We start from the raw sequence: 20,431 nt of genomic DNA, 5'->3' as shown, positions 1-20,431 counted from the left end.
CGCCAGGGGGCGCGCCGATCTTTCCGTAGCGTGTTCGGCGGTACCCCGAGGCGTGTCGGCTGTCCAGTGTCGAATTGCCTCTACGCCTCTCCTGGAGGCAGGGGCGCGTCGGGTGCGGGGCCCGCGGTCAAGGGCTCGGCCGGCGGCACGGGCTCGCCCGATCCACCGCGCGTCTTGCGCGACAGGAACGTATCGAGGGCCATGAGCGCGACGCCGGCGACGATGGCGATGTCGGCGACGTTGAACGTCGGCCAGTGCGTCTCGCGGCCGTTCCGGATGATGTAGAAGTCGATGAAGTCGATGACCGAGCCGTAGCGGATGCGGTCGACGAGGTTGCCGATCGCGCCGCCGAGCGCGAGGGGCAGGCCCCAGCGCATCGCCCACTGATCGCGGTGGATCCGGCGGTAGACCGAGACGATGAAGACGATGGCGGCCGAGGAGACGAAGAGGAAAAACGGGCGCCTTAGGTTCTCCGGCAAGCTGCGGAGGAAGCTCCAGGCTCCGCCCGGGTTCAGCGTGTAGATGAAGTCGAAGTGATCCTTGATCACCTCGATGCTCTTCGAGCGGCCCTTGTCTGCCCCGGACAACGCGGCCTTCGCCCATCCCTTCGAGGCGAGATCCGCCGCGGCGGACACGACCGTGATCACGGCCAGGAAAAGCATGGAGGGACGGTAGGCGTCGTTCGGGGGCGCCTCCGCGCGCTTTTCCTCGGCGTCGTGTCCGGTCATGGGGTCGCCCATGTGTACGCGATGGGCCATGGACCTGCAAAGCAGCCCAGAGGGGCTCCTTGTTCCTTGGGGCGTGGTGGCGCACCGCGGTACATCCGTTTAGTATGCGCGCCATGCCGCTGCCGCCGTGGAAGCAGCCCGTGGGCGTCGATGCCGTGATCGAAGGCTGGCTCGCCTCCGGGTACGTGCGCCCTTGCCTCACCGCCGATCGGGCCCTGCCCGCGTCCGAGGGCGACTACCGCGAGATCCCCGCCGATTTGCCCGACGCGCTGCGCCGCGCCCTCGCCTCCCGCGGGATCACGCGGCTCTACGCGCACCAGGCCGAGGCGCTCACGGCCGCGAAGGAGCGCAAGCACGTGGTGGTCGCGACGCCGACGGCGAGCGGCAAGAGCATGTGCTTCCACCTGCCCGTGCTCTCGGCGCTCATGGCCGATCCCGACGCGAGCGCGATCTACCTCTACCCGACGAAGGCGCTCTCCCGGGACCAGGAGGCCGGGGTGCAGAAGCTCATCCGCGACGCGGGGCTCACGATCCCGGCCATCGTCTACGACGGCGACACGCCGGGCGACGCGCGGCGCGCGGCCCGCGAGCGGAGCCCGATCGTCATGACGAACCCCGACATGCTGCACGCGGGGATCCTGCCGCATCACGCGCACTGGGCGCGGACGTTCCAGCGGCTCAAGTACGTGGTGCTCGACGAGCTGCACACCTACCGCGGCGTCTTCGGATCGCACGTGGCGCACGTGCTCGCGCGCGTGCGGCGCGTCGCGCAGTTCCACGGATCGGATCCGATCTTCCTCTGCGCGACGGCGACGATCGGCAACCCCGGCGAGCACGCGTCGCGGCTGCTCGGCGTGCCGGAGGATCGGATCCGCGTGGTCGGCGAATCGGGCGCGCCGCGGGGCGCGCGGCGGCTCTTCGTCTACAACCCGCCTGTCGTGAACGCCGAGCTCGGCGTGCGCGCGAGCACGCTGAAGGCGTCCGTGCGCCTCGCGGTGGATCTCATCCGGGCGCGCGTGCCGACGATCGTGTTCGGCCAGTCGCGCAACTCCGTCGAGATCATGCTGAAGTACCTGCGTGATCGCGTGGGCGACGAGGTCGGGCCCGATGCGATCATGGCGTACCGCGGCGGCTACCTGCCGGAGACGCGGCGGCGCGTGGAGCACGGTCTACGGGAAGGAGAGATCCTCTGCGTCGTGGCCACGAACGCGCTCGAGCTCGGGATCGACATCGGCGAGCTCGACGCGGTCGTCTGCGCTGGCTACCCGGGCAGCATCGCGGCGACGTGGCAGCGGTTTGGTCGCGCAGGACGGCGCGGCGGCACGAGCATCGCCGTGATGGTTGCGAACTCCACGGCGCTCGATCAGTACCTCGCGACGAACCCCGAGTACCTGCTGCGCGGCGAGATCGAGCAGGCGCGGATCGATCCGGAGAACACCGAGATCCTGATCCAGCACCTCAAGTGCGCGGCGTTCGAGATGCCGTTTTTGCGCGGCGAAGACTATCGCGGCATGGACCCCGAGAACACGGAGGCGGCGCTGCGTTTCCTCGCCGGGCACGGCGTGGTGCACGAGTCCGAGGATCGATTCCATTGGTCGACGGACGCGTACCCGGCGAACCACGTCAGCCTGCGGACCGTGGGCTGGGACAACTTCGTCATCATCGATCGCGCGCAGGGCAAGGTCCTCGCCGAGCTCGACTTCCGCTCGACGCACACGATGCTGCACGAGCAGGCGATCTATCAGCACGACGGCGAGCAGTACCAAGTGGAAAAACTCGACTACGAGAACCACAAGGCGTTCGTCACGAAGGTCGAGCCCGACTACTTCACGACCGCGATGACGAAGCGAAAGGTGGCCGTCATCGAGGAGAGCGCGCGCGCGCCGCTCGGCAGGGCTCTGACGGGCTGGGGCGAGGTGAGCGTCGTGGAGAAGATCGTCGGGTACAAGAAGATCAAGTTCCACACGCACGAAAACACGGGCTACGGCGACGTGCGGCTGCCCGACATGCAGATGCACACGACGAGCTTCTGGCTGACGGTGCCGGAGGAGGTGTGCATGGAGCTCGGGCTCGGGCGCGCCGCCGCGATCGAGGGGATGCGCGGGATCGCGGTCGCGCTGGAGACGGTCTCGACGCTCGCGCTCATGTGCGATCCGCGGGACATCGGGCAGACGCTCGGCGACGGCGGCGACGACGAGAACCTGCCACCGCAGGCGTCGGGCGGCCCGCATGCCGGGTTCGATCCGACGATCTTCCTCTTCGACAACGTGCCGGGCGGCGTGGGTTTGGCGGAGCGGATCTACGAGGCGGCGCACGAGCTCGTGGCGCGGACGCGGCAGCTCGTCTCACGGTGCACGTGTCAGTCGGGGTGCCCGATGTGCGTGGGCGCGACGAGCGGAGACGGGATCCGGAAGAAGGCGGCGCTGGGGCTACTCGCCTCGATCTTTCACTGAGTCAATCGTCGCGCCCCGTCGCGTCGTCGTCGTCGTCTCCGACGTCGGCGACGCGCGAGCGGTCCTTCGTGAGCGGCGGGTAGAGGTTGTCCACGAAGGCCTCCGAGACGACCCCGGCGATGCGCGTGTCCATCTCGGACAGGTGTGCGCGTAGCTCCGCGATCGCGAGCTCCAGCGCGGCCTTCAACGTGCGCTGACGCGGCAGCGCTTCCCGTTGCATCGTGGCTTCGGCGGCCTCGACGGCTTCGAGCCCGCCGGCCCTCGCGGGCTGCGAGAAGCGCGCCGCGCGGATCGCGCCGCGGTAGCGAACGCGCTCGCGCTCCAGGAAATCGCGGTAGCCCTTCACCGCGCCGGAGAGCTCCTGGATGCAGTTGTCGAGCCGCGTGAGCTCCTTGCGCAGCGCCTTCTTCGACTCGCCGTCGAGCCCGCTGTGCTCCACGTGCGCGGCCAGCGTCGCGTAGATCTCGCGCGCCCACCGGAGATGACGGAGCCCCGAAGCGCCTCGCGTGAGTTTGTCCACGGCCCGTCGCTCCCTTCCCTCAGCAGGGCTTCTTCTTGTTCTTACCCTTCAGCTTCTCGCGCATCTTCGGACAAACGTCCTTGATCGTGCCGCTCTTGTCCTTGTACGCGGCCTTCATCTTCTCGAACTCGTCCGCGTTCTTCTTCTTGAGATCCACCTTCTCGGCCGGATCGTCCTTCAGGTTGAAGAAGCGGTAGCCCGCGTCGTCGCCCTCGGAGATGAGCTTCCAGTCGCCGCGCACGAAGGCCCGGCGGCGATCGTTGTCGCTCGTGCGCGGAAGATCCTGGATCACGTCGCGCTTCTCGGGATCCTTGCCGTAGAGCTCCGGCACGAGGCTCGTGCCCTGCATGGCCGGATCCTTCGGCTGGCCGAACATCTCGAGGATCGTGGGCGCGAGGTCGACGCCGCTGCGCGGCTCGTCGATCTGGCGCGCCGTGATGCCCGGGGCGCGGATGATGAGCGGCACGTGCGTGAGCACGTCCCAGAGCTCGAAGCCGTGGCGGTACATGCCGTGCTCGCCGAACGCGTCGCCGTGATCACTCGACACGATGATCGCCGTGCGCTTGCCCCACTCCTGCGAATCGACGAACTCGAAGAGCTTGCCGAGGTTCTGATCGGTGAACGTGACCTCGGCGTCGTACTTGTCCCGCGTCGACTTGCCGTACGGGCCGATGCCGTCGTGCGGCATGTACTGATCGTGCGGATCGAGGAAGTGGAACCAGGCGAAGAAGCGGCCGCCCGTGTTCGCCTTCTCCGAGAGGATCTTCTTCGCGAGATCGACGTGCTGCGGGCTCGTGACGTTCTTGTCCGTCGTGTTGTCCACGGACAACCCCGGGATGATCTCGTAGACGTCGAACCCCTGCCGGAAGCCGGCCTTCTGGTCGAAGTAGAAGTGCGCGTGCGCGGTCAACGTGCGCACGCCGGCCTTCTGCAGGAGCTCGGGGAACATGAGCACGCTGTCGGGGTAGTTGCCGAAGAAGTAGCCGCTGCGCTCGAGCTCGCTCGGATACCGGCCCGAGAGGAAGCCGCCGAGGCTCATCGCCGTGTACGAGGAGACGGCATAGAAGCGCGAGTACGAGACCGCGCTCTTCGCGAACTTCGTGAGCACCGGCGCGATGTCGCGCGGGTAGCCGAGCCAGGGCATGTCGGCCCGCAAGCTGTCGACCGTGACCACGAGGACGTTGAGGTCCTTGGGCAGCCCCGTCGCCTTCGCGTCGGCCGGCGCGTCCTTCGGAGCCTCGGCGGCGCTCGCAGCAGCCGGCGCCGCGCTCGCAGCGGGCGCGATCGAGACGGCCGGCGCAGCAGCGCTCGTGGTCTCGGCGGCAGGCGTCGCGGCGGGCTTCGGAGGCTGGGATTCGCCGTTCTGGGTGCAGGCAGCGGAGGCCCCGAGCAGGGCCAGGAACGCGGTACTTCGCAGAGCAGAGGGCATGGCGCCGGCTACTTACCCCCGTTCGTGCCGGACGGCCGCGAAAACCGCACATTTTGGTGTAAGGCCACGTATCCTCGCGCGTTCGAGGCAACGAATGAGCCGCTTTTCTCACTTTCGACTGGGCGCTGTGGGTGGGTTTCTCCTTCTGGCCTCCGCACTCCCCCTCGCGGGATGTGCGCGGGGGCCGGATGTCGCCAGCGGTCTCGCGCTCCGGCGCGTGGTCATCTACCGCAACGGCGTCGGGTACTACGAGCGCGCGGGCCACGTGGACGAGGCCGAGGTCGCGTTCAAGGTCCGGACCGAGCGCATCGGCGACTTCCTCGCCACGCTCGCCGTGATGGAGCAAGGCGGGAGCAGCGTGCGCAGCGCGTCGTTCCCGGTCGAGCTCGACAAGGACAAGGACGACGGCGACAGCGAAGAGGAGGGCGAGGACAGCGAGGCCGAGCCGCCGATGCCCGAGCCTCGGTACGGCATGCCGATGCCGCCGCAGCCGCCGAAGCCGCCGAAGAAGAAGAAGGGCGACGGGCGCGAGACAGTGCGGCTGACGCTCGACGGCGAGGAGCACGATCTCGTGGTCGGCTACGTCGCGGAGACGCCGGTCTGGCGGCCCTCGTATCGTCTGGTGATCGGCAAGGCCGAGAGCGCCGGTTCAGGGAAGGCGGACCTGCAGGCCTGGGGCATCGTGCAGAACCAGTCGGGCGAGGACTGGAAGGGCGTGCGGCTCTCGCTCGTCGCAGGCGCCCCGCTCGCATTCCAGGCGACCCTCGACAAACCCGTGGTGCCGCCGCGCCCCGTGGTGACGGATCAAGGCGAGGTGATTGCATCCGTGCCCGTGGGCGAGACGAGCCTGCCCACGATGGCGCCCGCACCTCCGCCTCCGCCTCCGCCAATGGGCGCGTCGCGAACCGAAGAGCCGGGCGACAGCCTCGAAGGGCTGCTCGCCGAGGCCGAGTCCGCGAAGGAAGAAGCGGCGATGGACGGCGATTTCGGCGGCGAGGGCCGCGGATATGCGGCGCCGCGCTCATCGGCGACGCGCGCGGCGCCCACGAAGAAGGGCCGCGTGGCGGCGAACTACGGCGGCGGATATCCGGCCACCGGCCAGGCAGCCGCGCCCGCGCCGTACCAGCAGGAGATGCCGCCCCCGGTGACGCCCTCGAACCCGCGCAACGTGAACGCACTCGCGGCCGTGGCGATGGAAGGCGGCACGACGCGCTACGATCTCCCCTTCGCCGTCGACATCCCGAACAAGAGCGCGACGATGGTCCTCTTGCTCGCGCAGAGCGTGCCCGGCGAGGCGATCTTCCTGTTCTCGCCGGACGGCGGCGTGCGCGACTCGTTCTCGCATCCGTTCCGCGTCGCGCGCTTCACGAACAACACGAAGGGCATCCTCGAAAAGGGCCCGATCGCCGTGTTCGACGGCGGCGCGTTCCTCGGCCAAGGCATGGTCGATCCGCTGCCGCCCGGAGCCGTCGCGACCGTGCCGTTCGCCCTCGAACGAGGCCTCGCCGTGACGACAGATCGCACGGAAGACGAGCTCAGCGCGCGCCTCGCGAAGATCGAGGCGGGGCAGCTCTACATCGAGCGCGACTGGGTCTACCACACGAAGTACACGATCAAGAACGGCACGGACTTCGACGCAAAGACCCTCGTGAAGCACGCGCGGATGCCCGGCACGCGACTCGAAAACCCGCCCAAGGGCACCGAGGACAACGTCGGCACGGGCAGCGCGCTCGTCCCGCAGGCGACGCCGAAGCGCGGGACGAACGTGCTCGACGTGGAGGAACGTCGCAGCTTCACGCGCCAGGTCGACGTGCTGTCGCAGCTCGCCGACGACGCCGTGAAGGCCTACATGAACGACGCGCGCGCCGACAAGCTCGTGGTGGCAGAGCTGAAAAAGACGTGGGAAGCGCGCGGCAAGCTGCGGACGGCACTCGACGAGCGAAACAAGCTCACCTCCGAGCAAAACACGCTGGAGCGCGAGAGCGAGCAGCTCCGAAGAAACCTGAAGGCGATCGAGAAGATCAAGGACGACCCGCGAGACACGGTGTCGCGGCAAAACACCGAGAAGATGCGCCAGGACTTCACGGACCGTCTCGGCAAGGCCTCGACGCGCCTCGGCGAGATCACGAAGCGTCTGACGATCCTCGAGATCGAGGTGAACGAGCAGTCCGTGCGTCTGCGCGATCTGCTCGCCTCGATCAAGCTGGAGAAGGCGCTGCCGACCCCGTGACGCGCGCGTGAGCGGGGCGCGCGCGGCAAGCGCCGTGTGTCGCCCCCTTCCCTTCTCAGTTTCGTTCCACAGCGTAGCGCCGGGGTTTCACCCCGGGCCCGACCAGGGGCTCTTCGCCCCTGGACCCGAACCAGGGCACAGCCCTGGACCTCAGGTGGATCGACCGCAATGCGGTCGATCCAAAGGTTGGGATTGCCTTTTCAGGCCTTCGAGGCCTTCGACGAGCCCGGCGCGCGCGACGTGCCCGCGTGCGTCCAGGTCCGCTCCGCGCCGAGCGCAAGCCAGGTCATCTCGATCGTTTGCTCTCCAACGACCGCGCCAACCTTGTCCCCCCACGCCGCAGGCTCGGGCAAGGAGAGGCTCTTCTGCCCCTTCAAGCCGTCGAGCGACGCAGGCGGCACCTCGAACGTCGCGATACCTTCACTCGCCAGCGCAGCGACCGCCGTGCTCGGCACGAAGGGAGCAACGACAGCACGAAGCGCAGGCAGATCGATCGTCTTCTCGACGACCGCGCGGACCTCGTCGAGGGAGCGGAGCACGACCACGACTCCACCCGCGATGGGCGGACCGCCGGGCGTCGCCTGTACCTCCGCAGGTTTGCCGTTCGAGGCCTGCCGCGACGCACCTTCGATCACGTCGAGGACGAGCGACCCCTTCCACGACGCCGGCGGCGGCAACGCAGGAGACTTGCCCGCCGCCGCGCCCTCGCCCTTCTTGTCACGCAGCACGAGCACGTCGTCCGTCGGCAGCGCGCGCGGCACCGTCACGCGCACAGGGCGCTTGAACGAGCGCGGATCCCCGACGGTCCCCGTGGCCACCGCATACGCGAGCGTCTCGGCCGAGGCCACGACGAACGACGGCACGCCCGGGACGCGCGGCGCAGGCTCCGCCGTGCGCAACGAGATCGTCCCCGCCGGCGGCGGATAAAGCTCGCCCGTCACGACACGCCGATCAGGCTCGATGATGCGCGCGCCCGTAGCCACGAGATCCACGAGCGCGCCCGACTGCGCGAGGACCTCGAGCACCTGGCGTGACGGCGGCGCCACGAGCAGATCGAGCCGCGAAGGAACGCGCTTCGACTTGAGGAGGAGCGCAGCCGCGAGCATGTCGCGAAGGGTCACGCCCGAGTCGCCGCCAAGCACGACCTGACCCACGGGTTTGCCCGCGAGATCCCGCACCGGACGCACGACGCCCGCCTCATCCATGAGCAGCGGATCCACAGTGCTGAGATCGAGCGAGACGACCTCCTCGCACGGCGCGCCCGGATCGGGGACGAGAGCGCGATGCGCCTTGGAGCGGCGCTGATCCCGGAGGAACACCTCGGTCTTCTCGTCACTCACGAACAAGGCCGCAGCAGCGCCGACCTGCGGCGCGATGCCGCAGAGCACCGCGCGCTCCGCGACCGAGAGCAGGCGCGCGCTCGGGCCCGCGAACTCCAGCACGACGGGCGCGTGATGCTCGGCCTCGATGCGCCGAACGATCTCGTCGATGCCCCGGCGCAAGAGCTCGAGCGCCACGTCGCGCGCGCACACGAACGGGCGCACGCGGCCCGAGAGGTGGATCTGCACGCTGCGCGGCGGGCGCACCCAGGTCGAGCCCGTCGCGAGGGCCTGGCCGAGCTGGCTCGGAGAGACCACGAGCGTCAGCATCCCGACCCCGCCGACAGGGGCGAGGCGCGCGTCGTCCGTGAGCGCGAGCCTCGCCGGCGCGGCGAATCGCTCGAGGTGCACGGGCGCGGGGAAGCCGATGCCGCCGCGGGCGATGGGCACGTTGTGCGCCGGCAACTCCGGGGAGACGGCTTGCGGCGCGCCAGCGGCCACGTCGGCGAGCGCGCGCGCGTCGGTCACGCACGTACCGTCGTAGGCCACGGCCATCTCGACCGGCGTCTTCTTCATCCCGGCCGAGAGCGCCTCGCCGAGCGCCCGGTTGGGCGATCGCGAGAGGATGATCTGATCGACCTTGACCTGGACCAGATCTCCTCGGAGCTGCGGATCGGCGGCGCGTCCCGCGAGGATCTTCTGGGGCATCGTGCGGGGGGGATCCCCGGCTCGTGCGCGCATTTCTTTGGGCCGTCCTTCTCGTTCGGATACGTGGGGACAAACCAGGTGCCACCGCGATGGGTCGGTGAACACGTAGCCGCGACGCACGTTAGCCGCTCGGCGGGACGAGGGTCAAGCGCCGGTGAGGGCGGGCCCGTAGGTGCGGGAATGGCCCGGTTGGGTTCGGGATGCAAGAGGCAAAAGAGGCTCCCCCGAGACTGTCAGGACGATCGGAGGACGGAAAGAGCGGCCGGACGGACGGATGTCCCTGGGTGCCAGGCCGCAAATTCGAGGCTCTTCGAACGAACCTCCCCTTTCTTTTTCCCGTCCGCCTCGGGTTTCGCTAAGGTTTCAGCCCATGTTCCAGAGCGTCCTCAAGGAGGTCGTCGAAGGCACGGAGGGTGGCATCGCCAGCCTCCTCATGGATTTCGAGGGCATCCCGGTCGACAGCTACTCGAAGCCCGACGCCCCCTTCGACATCAACACGATCGGCGCGGAGTTCAGCGTCGTCATCAAGTCGATCCAGCGCGCGGCCCAGATGCTCGAAGCCGGCGATACCGCCGAGATCGCCATCCAGGCCGCGAAGGTGACGACGGTCATCCGCGTGCTGAACGAAAGGCATTTCGTCGCCGTGTCCGTGCGGCCGGACGGCAACGTCGGCAAGGCGCGGTACATGCTGCGCGTCAAAGCGCCGGTGCTGCTCAAGGACATGTGAGCAGCTCGCCAAAGCGCGTCCTCGTGGTCTCGGGGCCGAACCTCGACAGGCTCGGCAAGCGAGAGCCTTCCATCTACGGCACGACCACCCTCGACGACATCCACAAGGCCGTCGAGGAGGTCGCCCGGAGCGAAGGCGTCGACGTTTCGTTCCTGCAGTCGAACCACGAGGGCGAGCTCGTGACGGCCATCGGCCGCGCCGCGGACGAGGGCTTTCACGGCATCGTCATGAACGGAGCCGGACTCACCCACACGTCGGTCGTCCTGCACGACGCCATCCGCGCGAGCGGTCTACCCGTGGTCGAAGTGCACATCACGAACACCGCGGCGCGCGAGCCGTTCCGTCACCACTCGATCACCGCCGGTGCGTGTCTAGGCACCGTCGCGGGCTTCGGCCCTGCGTCGTACGTGCTGGGGTTGCTGGGCCTCGTCTACCACCTGCAGCAAAGCGGTCGTTGACGTCCAGCGTCACGCCGTCGACACCTCGAAATCTCCTTCCTTTTTGCCATCCTTCCGCTAGAAAGCACCCGACTCCGGCGGGTCGCTTTCACGGCAGAGGGACCCCCACCGCGCGGGAACGGATTGGCATGAACATCGACCTCAAGCAGCTCCGGACGCTGCTTCGCGTCCTCGAGAAGCGCAACGTCACCGAGTTCGAGTTCGAGGACGAACACGTGCGCATTCGGCTCGCGCGCGGCGTGGGCGGCCACGCGCGCGTCGTCGCCTACGAAGAGCGCCCCGAGGTCGTGCCCGGCGCCCCGCCGCCCCGCGCGGCCGAGCCGCCGAAGGCCGAGAGCGACGAGAAGGTCGAGTACGTCACCTCGCCCTTCGTCGGCTCGTTCTACCGCTCCCCTTCCCCCGACGCGCCGCCCTTCGTCGAGGTCGGCAGCGCGATCCGGAAAGGCCAGGCGCTCTGCATCGTCGAGGCGATGAAGCTGATGAACGAGATCGAGGCCGACTGCGACGGCACGCTCGTCGAGATCCTCGTCGAGAACGGCAAGCCCGTCGAGTTCGGTCAGAGGCTCTTCAAGATCCGGCGAGCATGAAGGCCGCCGCAGGGAGGTAGGCGTCTTGTTCGGCAAGATCCTCATCGCCAACCGCGGCGAGATCGCGATGCGCGTCCTGCGGGCATGCCGCACGCTCGGGATTCGCGCGGTCGCCATCCACTCGGACGTCGACGCGAGCGCGCCGCACGTCCGCTTCGCCGACGAGGCCGTGTGCGTGGGCCCGGCCGATCCGCGGCGGAGCTACCTGAACATCCCGCAGATCATCGCCGCGGCCGAGATCACGGGCGCGGACGCGGTCCACCCGGGCTACGGATTCCTCTCGGAGAACGCCGAGTTCGCCGAGCTCTGCCGGCGCTGCGGCCTGACCTTCATCGGCCCCACGCCCGAGGCGATGCGCCTCTGGGGCGACAAGGTCCGCGCGCGGGAAGCCGCGAAGAGGTTCGGTTTGCCCCTGCTGCCGGGCACGACCGTGCTCCGTGACGGCGAGGACGCCGCGGTGCAGGCCGCGCGCATCGGCTACCCCGTGATCCTCAAGGCCGCGGGCGGCGGTGGTGGTCGTGGCATGCGCGTCGTGCGCGACGACAGCGAGATTCGCCGCGCCTTCGAGACGGCGACGAGCGAGGCGCAGGCGGGCTTCAAGAACCCGGACGTCTACCTGGAGAAGTTCGTCGAGGAACCACGGCACATCGAGCTGCAGGTGCTCGGCGACGGTCATGGCCACATCTTCACGTTCGGCGAGCGCGAGTGTTCCTTGCAGCGCCGGCACCAGAAGATCATCGAGGAGGCGCCGAGCCCGGTCATGACGCCGGACAAACGCGCCGAGCTCTCCGAGGTGTGCACGCACGCGCTCAAGGAGACTGGCTACACCTCGCTCGGGACGCTCGAGTTTTTGATGGATGAGCGCGGGAATCTCTACTTCATGGAGATGAACACCCGCGTGCAGGTCGAGCACCCGGTCACGGAGATGGTGACGGGCATCGATCTCGTGGAGAGCCAGATCCGCGCCGCCGCGGGTGAAGCGCTCACGCTCCCGAGCGGCCGCTCGCTCGGCCTCCGCGGGCACGCCATGGAGTGTCGGATCAACGCGGAGGATCCGCGCACGTTCGTCCCCTGGCCGGGCCTCATCACCGAGTACCTGCCGCCCGGCGGCGGTGGCGTGCGCGTCGACTCCGGCGTCTACGGCGGCTTCCGCGTGCCGAACAACTACGACCCCATGCTCGCCAAGGTGATCACGCACGGCGCGACCCGCGCCGACGCGATCGCTCGCATGCGCTCGGCGCTCGACGAGTTCATCATCGGCGGCATCCGCACGAACATCCCGCTCCACCAGGCTCTTCTGCGGGATCCCGACGTGGTCGCCGGCAAGATGTCTACACGCACGATCGAACGACTCCGATTCTAGGGAAAGCACGGACGAGCCGGACAGGCGTGAACGAATCTCGACGAGTCCCCTTCAATCGTCGGGGTGGCTCCCCCATATTTCATCGCTAAAGACAGCTGTCACGACAGGAACGCTGGTGATGCAAGACGGTCTGCAAGTCGACTTCTCCTCCTGGGTGAACGCCACCTCCGAACCCTCCGAGCTCGTGCTCGGCGAGCCTGGGTTCGTGTACGCCGATCTCTTCGACGCGGGTCGTCTGGCCGAGCTGACGGGGCGGTTTTACGCGTACTTCGAGGCCGCGGATCCCACGGGGTACGAGCGGTTCTCGAAGTACCGCGCGTGCCAGGGGAACGGCATGAGCGCCGAGGAGCTTTCGGAGGCCTTGCTCGCCGGCGCGCCGCACCTGTCCCGCTTCGTCGCGCGCCTGTTCGGCGTGGAGCGCGAAGTGGAAGCGCTCGCCGCGGGCGCCGAGGAGCGCTCGCCGCTCTGGGCGTTCAAGAAGGATTTTGCGAAGAAGCGCCTCTTCAAGGCGGGCGCGGGCAAGGCCTGGAAAGGCACGGCCGTCGAGGCCGCGCACGCGGCGCGGCGCGCGCTCGCGGCGGTCGGCGCAGAGTCGAGCCGGCTCGAGTGCGGCTCCGAGGTGGAGGAGCTCGCGGTCGCGTCGGCGACGCTCGCGCTCGTCGCGATCGACGAGGTCGCGCGCAAGGCCGCGAAGGCGGGCGGCGCCTCGTGGACGCCCGAGCTCCACGAGAAGGCCGCGAAGGTGCGGGCCGCGCTCGTCGCGGATCCGATGCTCGTGCAGGTCGCCGCGGGCGCCGTCGCGGTCGCGGGCGACGCGCCCACGGACGCGGAGGACGGCGCGGTCGTCGCGTTCGCGCTCGACGCGGTGGAGGCCTGGCTCGCGGCGCGGCGCGCCGATCATCACGATCCGGCGCGGCGCTGGTCCTCGCTCAAGGCCCCGGCGAACCTCGATCACAACCAGCTCGTCCAGCTCCGCCGCGCCGACGACAAGCTGCCCGAGCTCTTCGTCGGCCCCGAGCACGAGCGGCGGCACCGCGACGGCTTCGTCCTCACCGATCGGCGCGGCAGCGCGCGCGAGGTCGAGAGCGAGGTCGACTACTGCCTCTACTGCCACGACCGCGACAAGGACTCGTGCTCGAAGGGCCTGCGCGACAACAAGACCGGCGCGATCAAGCCGAACCCGATCGGCGTGGCGCTGAACGGCTGCCCGCTGCACGAGAAGATCAGCGAGATGCACGTGATGCGGCGGAGCGGTGACTCCATCGCGTCGCTCGCGCTCGTCTGCATCGACAACCCGATGCTGCCCGGCACCGGTCACCGCATCTGCAACGACTGCATGAAGGCGTGCGTCTACCAGAAGCAGGAGCCGGTCAACATCCCGCAGATCGAGACGAGCGTGCTCACGGACGTGCTCGGTTTGCCCTGGGGCTTCGAGATCTACGGCCTGCTCTCGCGCTGGAACCCGCTCAACGTGAAGCGGCCGCATCCGCGCCCGTACATCGGCAAGAACGTGCTCGTCGTGGGCCTCGGGCCCGCGGGCTACACGCTCTCGCACCACCTCGCGCTCGAAGGGTTTGCCGTCGCGGCGGTCGACGGCCTCAAGATCGAGCCGCTCCCCGTCGAGCTGACGGGAGATGCCACGCGTCCTCCGCGGCCGGTCAAAGAGTACAAAAAACTCTACACCGAGCTCGACGAGCGCATCCTGCTCGGGTTCGGCGGCGTGAGCGAGTACGGCATCACGGTTCGTTGGGACAAGAACTTCCTGACGGTCCTCTACGTCACGCTCGCCCGGCACCAGAACTTCCGCGCCTACGGCGGCGTGCGGTTCGGTGGGACGCTCGATCTCGACGACGCGTGGAAGCTCGGCTTCGACCACGTCGCGATCGCCGCGGGCGCGGGCCGCCCGACGATCATCCCGCTCAAGAACAACGTCGCGCGCGGCATCCGCAAGGCGAGCGACTTCCTCATGGCCCTGCAGCTCACGGGCGCCTACAAGCGCTCGTCGCTCGCGAACCTCCAGGTGCGGCTGCCCGCGGTCGTGATCGGCGGCGGCCTCACGGCGATCGACACCGCGACCGAGCTCATCGCCTACTACATGATCCAGGCGGAGAAGACGGACGCGCGCGTGGCGAAGCTCATCGCCGAGCGCGGCGAGGCGCAGGTGATGGCCTCCTTCGACGAGGAGGAGCGCGAGTTCGTCCTGGAGCAGCGCGCGCACGCCGCGCAGATCCGCGAGGAGCGCGAGAAGGCGCAGCGCGAGGGCCGCGCGCCGAACCTGCAGAAGCTGCTCGACGCGTGGGGCGGCGTCTCGCTCGTCTACCGCAAGCGCGTGATCGACTCGCCGGCGTATCGCCTGAACCACGAGGAGGTCGCCAAATCGCTCGAGGAGGGCGTGCGCTACATCGAGAACATGGCGCCTGTCGAGGCGGTGCTCGACGAGCGCGGGCACGTGCGCGCCATGATCTTCGAGCGCCAGAAGGTCGACGAGGCCGGCAAGTGGACGGCGAGCGGCGAGATGGTGGAGCTCCCGGCACGGAGCGTCTGCGTCGCGGCGGGCACGAGCCCGAACGTGATGTACGAGAAGGAAAAACCCGGCACGTTCGCCTTCGACAAGAAGAAGCAGTACTTCCAGCCGCACAAGGCGTTCATCAACGACGCAGGCAAGCTCGAGGTCGAGGCCGTCGCGGATCCGCGCGAAGGGTTCTTCACGAGCTACAGCGACGGCGCGCACGCGGTGAGCTTCTACGGCGACAACCACCCGCACTACGCGGGCAGCGTCGTGAAGGCGATGGCGAGCGCGAAGGACGCGTACCCGCATGTGGTCTCGCTCTTCGCGAAGGACATCGATCGCCTCGGCGAGGAGCCGCAAGCCGCGCGGGACGAGCGGCGGCGCGCGCTCTACGCGAAGCTCGACGACGACTTCAAGGCCGTCGTGGTGAAGGTCGAGCGCCTGACGCCGACGATCATCGACGTGATCGTGCGCGCGCCCGCCGCGGCGCGGAAGTTCGAGCCCGGCCAGTTCTACCGGCTGCAGAACTACGAGGCGTTCTCGAAGATCGTCGACGACACGCGCCTCGCCATGGAAGGCATCGCGCTCACGGGCGCGTGGGTCGACAAGGAGAAGGGCCTGCTCTCGCTCATCGCGCTGGAGATGGGTACCTCGACGCGCCTGCTCTCGTCGCTCCGGCCGGGCGACGAGGTCGTCGTCATGGGTCCGACCGGCACGCCGACCGAGATCCCCACGGGTGAGACCGTGCTGCTCGCGGGCGGCGGCCTCGGCAACGCCGTGCTCTTCTCGATCGCGAAGGCGCTCAAGGCGAGTGGCGCGAACGTCGTGTACTTCGCGGGCTACAAGAACGGCGAGGATCTCTTCAAGCAGGAGGAGATCGAGACCGCGACGGATCAGGTCGTGTGGTGCACGGACGCCGGCGTGGAGATCGCGCCGCGCAGGCCCGCGGATCGTCACTTCCGCGGCAACATCGTGCAGGCGATGAAGGCCTACGCGGAGGGCGCTCTCGGCGGCGAGATGTTCAAGCTCGCGCAGGTGAGCCGCATCATCGCGATCGGATCCGATCGCATGATGAACGCGGTGCGCGAGGCGCGGCACGGCGTGCTCGCGCCGCACTTGAACCCGAAGCACGTGGGCATCGTGAGCATCAACTCGCCGATGCAGTGCATGATGAAAGAGGTCTGCGCGCAGTGCTTGCAGCGCTGGGTGGATCCGGAGACGGGCAAGGAGCAGTTCGTTTTCACCTGCTACAACCAGGACCAACCCATCGATCGCGTCGACTTCAAGAACCTGTCGGCGCGCCTCCGCGCGAACAGCGCGCAGGAGAAGCTCACGAACATGTGGCTCGATCGGCTCCTCGCGAAGAAGCCCGATCTCAAGCGGATCTAGGAGCCAGCGCGCCGTGCACACGCTCGCCGAGAAGGTGCTCGCCCGGGACATGCGTGGCACGGCCCGGGCTTGCCGTCTGGCCGACGATCGCTCCGGGGATTATCTTACGGTCCTGAAGGATCTGTTCCCGCACACGGGCCGCGCCTGGACCATCGGCGTGACGGGCAACCCCGGCGCGGGCAAGAGCACGCTGACCGATCGGCTCATCGCCGTCTTCCGCAAGCAAAGCAAGCGCGTCGCCGTGGTCGCGATCGATCCGACGAGCCCGTTCTCCGGCGGCGCGATCCTCGGCGATCGCATCCGGATGCAGGCGCATTTCAGCGACCCGGAGGTGTTCATCCGATCGCTCGCGACACGCGGCGCGCTCGGCGGTTTGTCGCGCTCGGCCGCCGACGTGATCCGCGTGCTCGACGCGTGGGGCGCGGACGTGATCCTCGTGGAGACCGTCGGTGTCGGTCAGGACGAGCTCGAGATCACGCGCACCGCGGACACGACACTCGTGGTGATGGCGCCCGGGCTCGGCGACGACGTGCAGGCGATCAAGGCAGGGCTGCTCGAATGCGCGGACGTGTTCGCCGTGAACAAGGCGGATCGCGAAGGCGCGGACGCGGCGGTGCGGGACCTCGAGCTCATGATCGCGCTCGGCGGTGAGGTCGTGAAGGCGGGCGTGCACAGCCGAGGGCACGCGGCGGGCACGCTCGACATCCAGAAGCAGGTGGTGCGGCACGACGCGCACAAGTGGGTGCCGCCCGTGGCGCGGACCGTGTCGACGCGCGACGAGGGCGTGGCCACGCTCGTAACGCAGCTCGAAGCGCACCACGCGTGGCTCACGGGCACGGAGGCCGGCGCGGCGCGGCGGTTCGAGCGGTTGCGCGAGGCGATGCGCACGCAGCTCCGCGAAGCGCTGCTCGACGCAGCCATGGTCGAGCTCGGCAGCGCGCTCGACGAGGCTGCGCTGGCCGTCGCAGAGCGGCAGACCGATCCGTACACCGCGGCCGAGCGGCTCGTGACCGCGTTCCGCGGCCGTTAACCCCGCCCGCTCCCCTTCCCTTTCGCAGCCGCTTTCTTCGGCGCGATCCGCGTCGCTCCGCCGCGCTTCACGACGACGGTATTCGCGGCCGTCTTCTTCGGCGTTGCCTTCTTGGTCGCCTTCTTCGCCGCGGCCTTCTTCTTCGGCGCTGGCTCGATGACCACGGCCGTCCGCTTCCTCGGCGGCTTGCGCCCCACGTTCTCCGCCGCGAACGCGCTCGGGCACACGTCGTTCACCCCGCACGCGGCACACGCGGGCTTCTTCGCGAAGCAGACCCGCCGCCCGTGGAAGATCAGGACGAGCGACAGCATGTTCCAGTCTTCCGGCGGGAACAGCGCGCAGAGCGCCTTCTCGATCGTTTCGGGCTTTTGCTCCGTGGTCCAGCCGAGCCGCTGCGAAAGCCGCTGCACGTGCGTGTCCACCACGACACCCTCGGGCCGGCCAAACGCGACGCCGAGCACCACGTTCGCCGTTTTTCGCCCGACGCCCGGCAGCTCCACGAGCTCGGCGAGCGTGCGCGGCACCTCGCCCCCGTGCTTCTCCACGAGCTTTTTCGCGAGCCCGACGATGTTCTTCCCCTTCTGGTTGAACATCCCGAGCCGCTCGCGCAGGAGCGCCGCGACCTCGGCGACCGGCGCGCTCGCGAGCGCGCGCGCGTCGGGCCAGCGGGCGAACAGCCTCGGCGTGATCTGATTGACCAGCACGTCCGTCGTCTGTGCGCTCAGCACCGTGGCGACGAGGAGCTGGAAGGGGTCCACATGGTCGAGCTCGCAGTGCGCGTCCGGGTGGATCACGCGCAGGCGCCTGAAGGTCTCCTGCGCGCGCGCGCGCGGCTGGTTCGTCGCGGTCATGCCTCGGGTCCCGGTTGAAATGGCCATCGCCCCGCGATCTCGCTCGGTACGAGCGCATCGGCGGGGCGATGGTTTTACCTTCTGGAACCCCTTGTGGAAAGGGGTCGCGTTTGTCCAGGGACTAGCTCACGAACGCGCGCTTGCGGGTCTCGTACTCGTCGAGGAGCTTCTCCACGCTGGAGAGGGCGTTCTCGACCGCCTCCTGCACCATCTGGAGCACGGTGGTGGCCGAGCCCTTGAGCGCCTCGTAATAGCGCTGGCGCTCGGTCGAGTGGATGATCGACGGCGGCAGGCCCGAGCGGATGAGCAAGAGGTTCATGAACAGCCGCGCGACCTTGCCGCTGTCCGACTGGAAGGGATAGACGCGCAGGAGGTCGTAGTGGGCGCGGGCCGCGATGCGCAGGCCATTGCGGGTCTTGCGCGTCTCGGGATCGTTCAGCCAATCCACGATTTGCCGCACCTTGTAGGCGATCTTGTCCGGCGGCGCATACTCGTGGAAATACAGCCGGTGCTGCGGGATGTCCTTGCGATACTTGACGGTCTTGATGTCTCCCTCTTCCGGATGGAGGATGAGGTAGATCTTCTTGATCACGTCGATCGTAATGGGCAGCTTCTTCTTGCCGTAATCACGGACGAACTCGATCGCCTCCTTGTGGCGGCGAATGTCGTCGTAGGTCGGCTGAAGGTTCGTGTCCGAGACCGGCGGCGCATACCCGGAGAGCGCCGTCCGTAGCTCCTCGAACGTGTACACGACGCCCTCGAGCGCGCTGTCGTGGAAGATCCACGACATGTCGAAGCGGTCCGTGTAGTTTTTCTGGAACTCCTCGCTTTGCGAGGTCAAGCGCTTTTCGATGACCTCGGAGCGCTCCTCGATGCTCGCGCGGCGCTGCGGAGGAAGGAGCGGCAAGGGAAGCGCCACGACCCGGGGCGCAGGCTCGCGCACCGCGATGAGGCGGCCCTCGCGCGGCTTGTCGGCCTTGAGGAGCTTGCCCTCCTTGCCCTTCTTCTTTTCCTTGGCGCCCTTTTCCTTGGCGCCCTTTTCCTTGGCGCCCTTCTCCTTGGCGCCCTTCTCCTTGGCGACCGGCTCACGCTCCTCCGCCGGCCTCTCCTTGGCGGCCTTGCCCTTCTCCTTGAGCGGGAGGGCCTTGGCCTTCTCCTTCGGCGTCGGGGCCTTCTCGGCCTCCTTCTCCTTGCGGGCCTCTTTGTCCTTCTTCGCCGCCTTCGCCTTCCGGAGGGCTTCCTTCGCGGCGAGCCGCTCGGCCTCCTCCGCCTCACGCGCGGCGCGGGCCTTGGCGGCGGCCTCGGACTTCTTGGCCTCCCTCGCCTCCCTCGCCTCGCGCGCCTCCCGGAGCTCGGCCTTCTTGCGGGCCTTCTCGACGGGGCGGGCCTTCGGGGCGGGACGTGCCGGGCGCTTCGGGCGGGCCGGCTTGGCGACGCGCTTCGCCGGGCGAGCCTTCGCGACCGGGCGCGCAGCGCGTTTGACCTTCGGGAGCGCGGCCTTCTTCTTGCGCGAAATCGCGCGGGCCTTTTGACGCTCGACCGCGCGGGCGGGTTTGCGCGCGACCTTCTTCGACTTCTTCTTCGCGATCGCGCGCTTGACCCTCTTCTTCGCCGGGCTCTGCGCTTTCCGGACCGGCGCGCGTTTGGCCCGGACGACCGCCGCCTTTTTCCTCGGCTTTGCCGCCGCCTTGGCCTTCTTGGCGGCCGCGCGTTTCTTCACCACCGCCACGCGTTTCGTCGCGCGCGCGGCAGCGGCCTTGCGGACGGCCTTCTTCGCAGCTGGCTTCGCTCGCTTGGGGGCCTGCGCTCGCGGCTTCTTTTTGAGCTTCGCCGCCGCGGTTTTTCGGGGCGGGGCCGCGCGCCGACTCGCCTTGGCTCGGGAAGCTGCCTTCTTCTTGGTGTTTTTGGCCAATTTACGGGTCTTTTTAGCCGCCATGGAGCGTGATTCCAGCGGTCGCTCGGAGATCCCCCCGCGGCGACACGGCACGATGAGTCTGTCGGGCCCCTCGAGGCCCGTGCGACGGGGCGTGAGGGTAGCAACCAAGGATTTTGCCCGTCAACCGCTGTTCTTGCACGAACGGCGCGGCCGCGTCGCCTCAATTCGTACGCCCGGGCCCGAGAACGCGCGAA

At 68.6% G+C, this 20,431-nt stretch carries 14 protein-coding genes; 8 read left to right on the top strand and 6 right to left on the bottom strand.

Annotation, left to right across the window (positions count from 1 at the left end):
- Positions 1-80: 80 nt before the first annotated feature.
- Complete coding sequence (gene lspA, locus QHF85_RS12125) at positions 81-728, bottom strand: signal peptidase II (protein ID WP_281327297.1); 648 nt, start codon at positions 726-728, stop codon at positions 81-83.
- A 113-nt stretch (positions 729-841) separates the two neighbouring features.
- Here lspA and QHF85_RS12120 point away from each other — a divergent pair, with 113 nt between their 5' ends.
- Positions 842-3,181 (top strand): DEAD/DEAH box helicase, encoded by a 2,340-nt coding sequence (locus QHF85_RS12120; protein ID WP_348652729.1) that lies wholly within the window; start codon positions 842-844, stop codon positions 3,179-3,181.
- Position 3,182: 1 nt separating this feature from the next.
- Here the strand turns inward: QHF85_RS12120 and QHF85_RS12115 are convergent, their stop codons facing one another.
- Both QHF85_RS12115 and QHF85_RS12110 read right to left on the bottom strand, forming a co-directional pair.
- Positions 3,183-3,701 carry a hypothetical protein gene (locus QHF85_RS12115; protein ID WP_281327295.1) on the bottom strand — a complete coding sequence of 173 codons (519 nt, stop codon included), beginning with the start codon at positions 3,699-3,701 and terminating at the stop codon, positions 3,183-3,185.
- Positions 3,702-3,720: 19 nt separating this feature from the next.
- The gene (locus tag QHF85_RS12110; RefSeq protein WP_281327294.1) at positions 3,721-5,130 is read right to left on the bottom strand and encodes a sulfatase; all 1,410 of its coding nucleotides are present in this window, start codon (positions 5,128-5,130) and stop codon (positions 3,721-3,723) included.
- Between the two features lie 217 nt (positions 5,131-5,347).
- Between QHF85_RS12110 and QHF85_RS12105 the strand changes: the two genes are divergently transcribed.
- A complete protein-coding gene (locus tag QHF85_RS12105; protein WP_281327293.1) occupies positions 5,348-7,360 on the top strand; it encodes a DUF4139 domain-containing protein in 2,013 nt (670 codons plus the stop codon).
- 200 nt (positions 7,361-7,560) lie between these two features.
- Here QHF85_RS12105 and QHF85_RS12100 read toward each other — a convergent pair whose 3' ends face one another.
- Positions 7,561-9,387, bottom strand: coding sequence for an aconitase family protein (locus tag QHF85_RS12100; protein ID WP_281327292.1), 1,827 nt, complete (start codon positions 9,385-9,387; stop codon positions 7,561-7,563).
- Positions 9,388-9,757: 370 nt separating this feature from the next.
- Here QHF85_RS12100 and QHF85_RS12095 point away from each other — a divergent pair, with 370 nt between their 5' ends.
- The 6 genes from QHF85_RS12095 to meaB all read left to right on the top strand — a co-directional run bounded on the left by QHF85_RS12095 (position 9,758) and on the right by meaB (position 17,450).
- Complete coding sequence (locus tag QHF85_RS12095) at positions 9,758-10,114, top strand: hypothetical protein (protein ID WP_153817438.1); 357 nt, start codon at positions 9,758-9,760, stop codon at positions 10,112-10,114.
- The gene (gene aroQ / locus QHF85_RS12090) at positions 10,111-10,572 is read left to right on the top strand and encodes a type II 3-dehydroquinate dehydratase (protein WP_281327291.1); all 462 of its coding nucleotides are present in this window, start codon (positions 10,111-10,113) and stop codon (positions 10,570-10,572) included. The genes QHF85_RS12095 and aroQ overlap by 4 nt, the downstream gene beginning before the upstream one ends.
- A 128-nt stretch (positions 10,573-10,700) precedes the next feature.
- Positions 10,701-11,159, top strand: a complete 459-nt coding sequence (gene accB, locus QHF85_RS12085) for an acetyl-CoA carboxylase biotin carboxyl carrier protein (RefSeq protein WP_281327290.1) — start codon at positions 10,701-10,703, stop codon at positions 11,157-11,159.
- Positions 11,160-11,184: 25 nt separating this feature from the next.
- Positions 11,185-12,522, top strand: a complete 1,338-nt coding sequence (gene accC / locus QHF85_RS12080; RefSeq protein WP_281327289.1) for an acetyl-CoA carboxylase biotin carboxylase subunit — start codon at positions 11,185-11,187, stop codon at positions 12,520-12,522.
- Positions 12,523-12,640: 118 nt separating this feature from the next.
- Positions 12,641-16,420 (top strand): FAD-dependent oxidoreductase, encoded by a 3,780-nt coding sequence (locus QHF85_RS12075; protein WP_281327288.1) that lies wholly within the window; start codon positions 12,641-12,643, stop codon positions 16,418-16,420.
- A 13-nt stretch (positions 16,421-16,433) separates the two neighbouring features.
- Positions 16,434-17,450 (top strand): methylmalonyl Co-A mutase-associated GTPase MeaB, encoded by a 1,017-nt coding sequence (gene meaB, locus QHF85_RS12070; protein WP_281327287.1) that lies wholly within the window; start codon positions 16,434-16,436, stop codon positions 17,448-17,450.
- Here the strand turns inward: meaB and nth are convergent.
- Complete coding sequence (nth, locus tag QHF85_RS12065; protein ID WP_281327286.1) at positions 17,447-18,301, bottom strand: endonuclease III; 855 nt, start codon at positions 18,299-18,301, stop codon at positions 17,447-17,449. The two genes, meaB and nth, sit on opposite strands and share 4 nt — an antisense overlap.
- Before the next feature lie 121 nt (positions 18,302-18,422).
- Positions 18,423-20,288 carry a Fic family protein gene (locus tag QHF85_RS12060; protein WP_281327285.1) on the bottom strand — a complete coding sequence of 622 codons (1,866 nt, stop codon included), beginning with the start codon at positions 20,286-20,288 and terminating at the stop codon, positions 18,423-18,425.
- Positions 20,289-20,431 lie beyond the last annotated feature (143 nt).

This window comes from Polyangium sp. 6x1 (assembly GCF_029946515.1).
Taxonomy (GTDB): Bacteria; Myxococcota_A; Polyangia; order Polyangiales; family Polyangiaceae; genus Polyangium.
This window is presented reverse-complemented; position numbering and strand designations above follow the sequence as displayed.

Bases quoted from the DNA above. Each gene is read 5' to 3' on its own strand.
- lspA (WP_281327297.1), bottom strand. From the start codon at position 728: ATGACCGGACACGACGCCGAGGAAAAGCGCGCGGAGGCGCCCCCGAAC.
- QHF85_RS12120 (WP_348652729.1), top strand. From the start codon at position 842: ATGCCGCTGCCGCCGTGGAAGCAGCCCGTGGGCGTCGATGCCGTGATC.
- QHF85_RS12110 (WP_281327294.1), bottom strand. From the start codon at position 5,130: ATGCCCTCTGCTCTGCGAAGTACCGCGTTCCTGGCCCTGCTCGGGGCC.
- QHF85_RS12100 (WP_281327292.1), bottom strand. From the start codon at position 9,387: ATGCCCCAGAAGATCCTCGCGGGACGCGCCGCCGATCCGCAGCTCCGA.
- QHF85_RS12095 (WP_153817438.1), top strand. From the start codon at position 9,758: ATGTTCCAGAGCGTCCTCAAGGAGGTCGTCGAAGGCACGGAGGGTGGC.
- accB (WP_281327290.1), top strand. From the start codon at position 10,701: ATGAACATCGACCTCAAGCAGCTCCGGACGCTGCTTCGCGTCCTCGAG.
- QHF85_RS12075 (WP_281327288.1), top strand. From the start codon at position 12,641: ATGCAAGACGGTCTGCAAGTCGACTTCTCCTCCTGGGTGAACGCCACC.
- nth (WP_281327286.1), bottom strand. From the start codon at position 18,301: ATGACCGCGACGAACCAGCCGCGCGCGCGCGCGCAGGAGACCTTCAGG.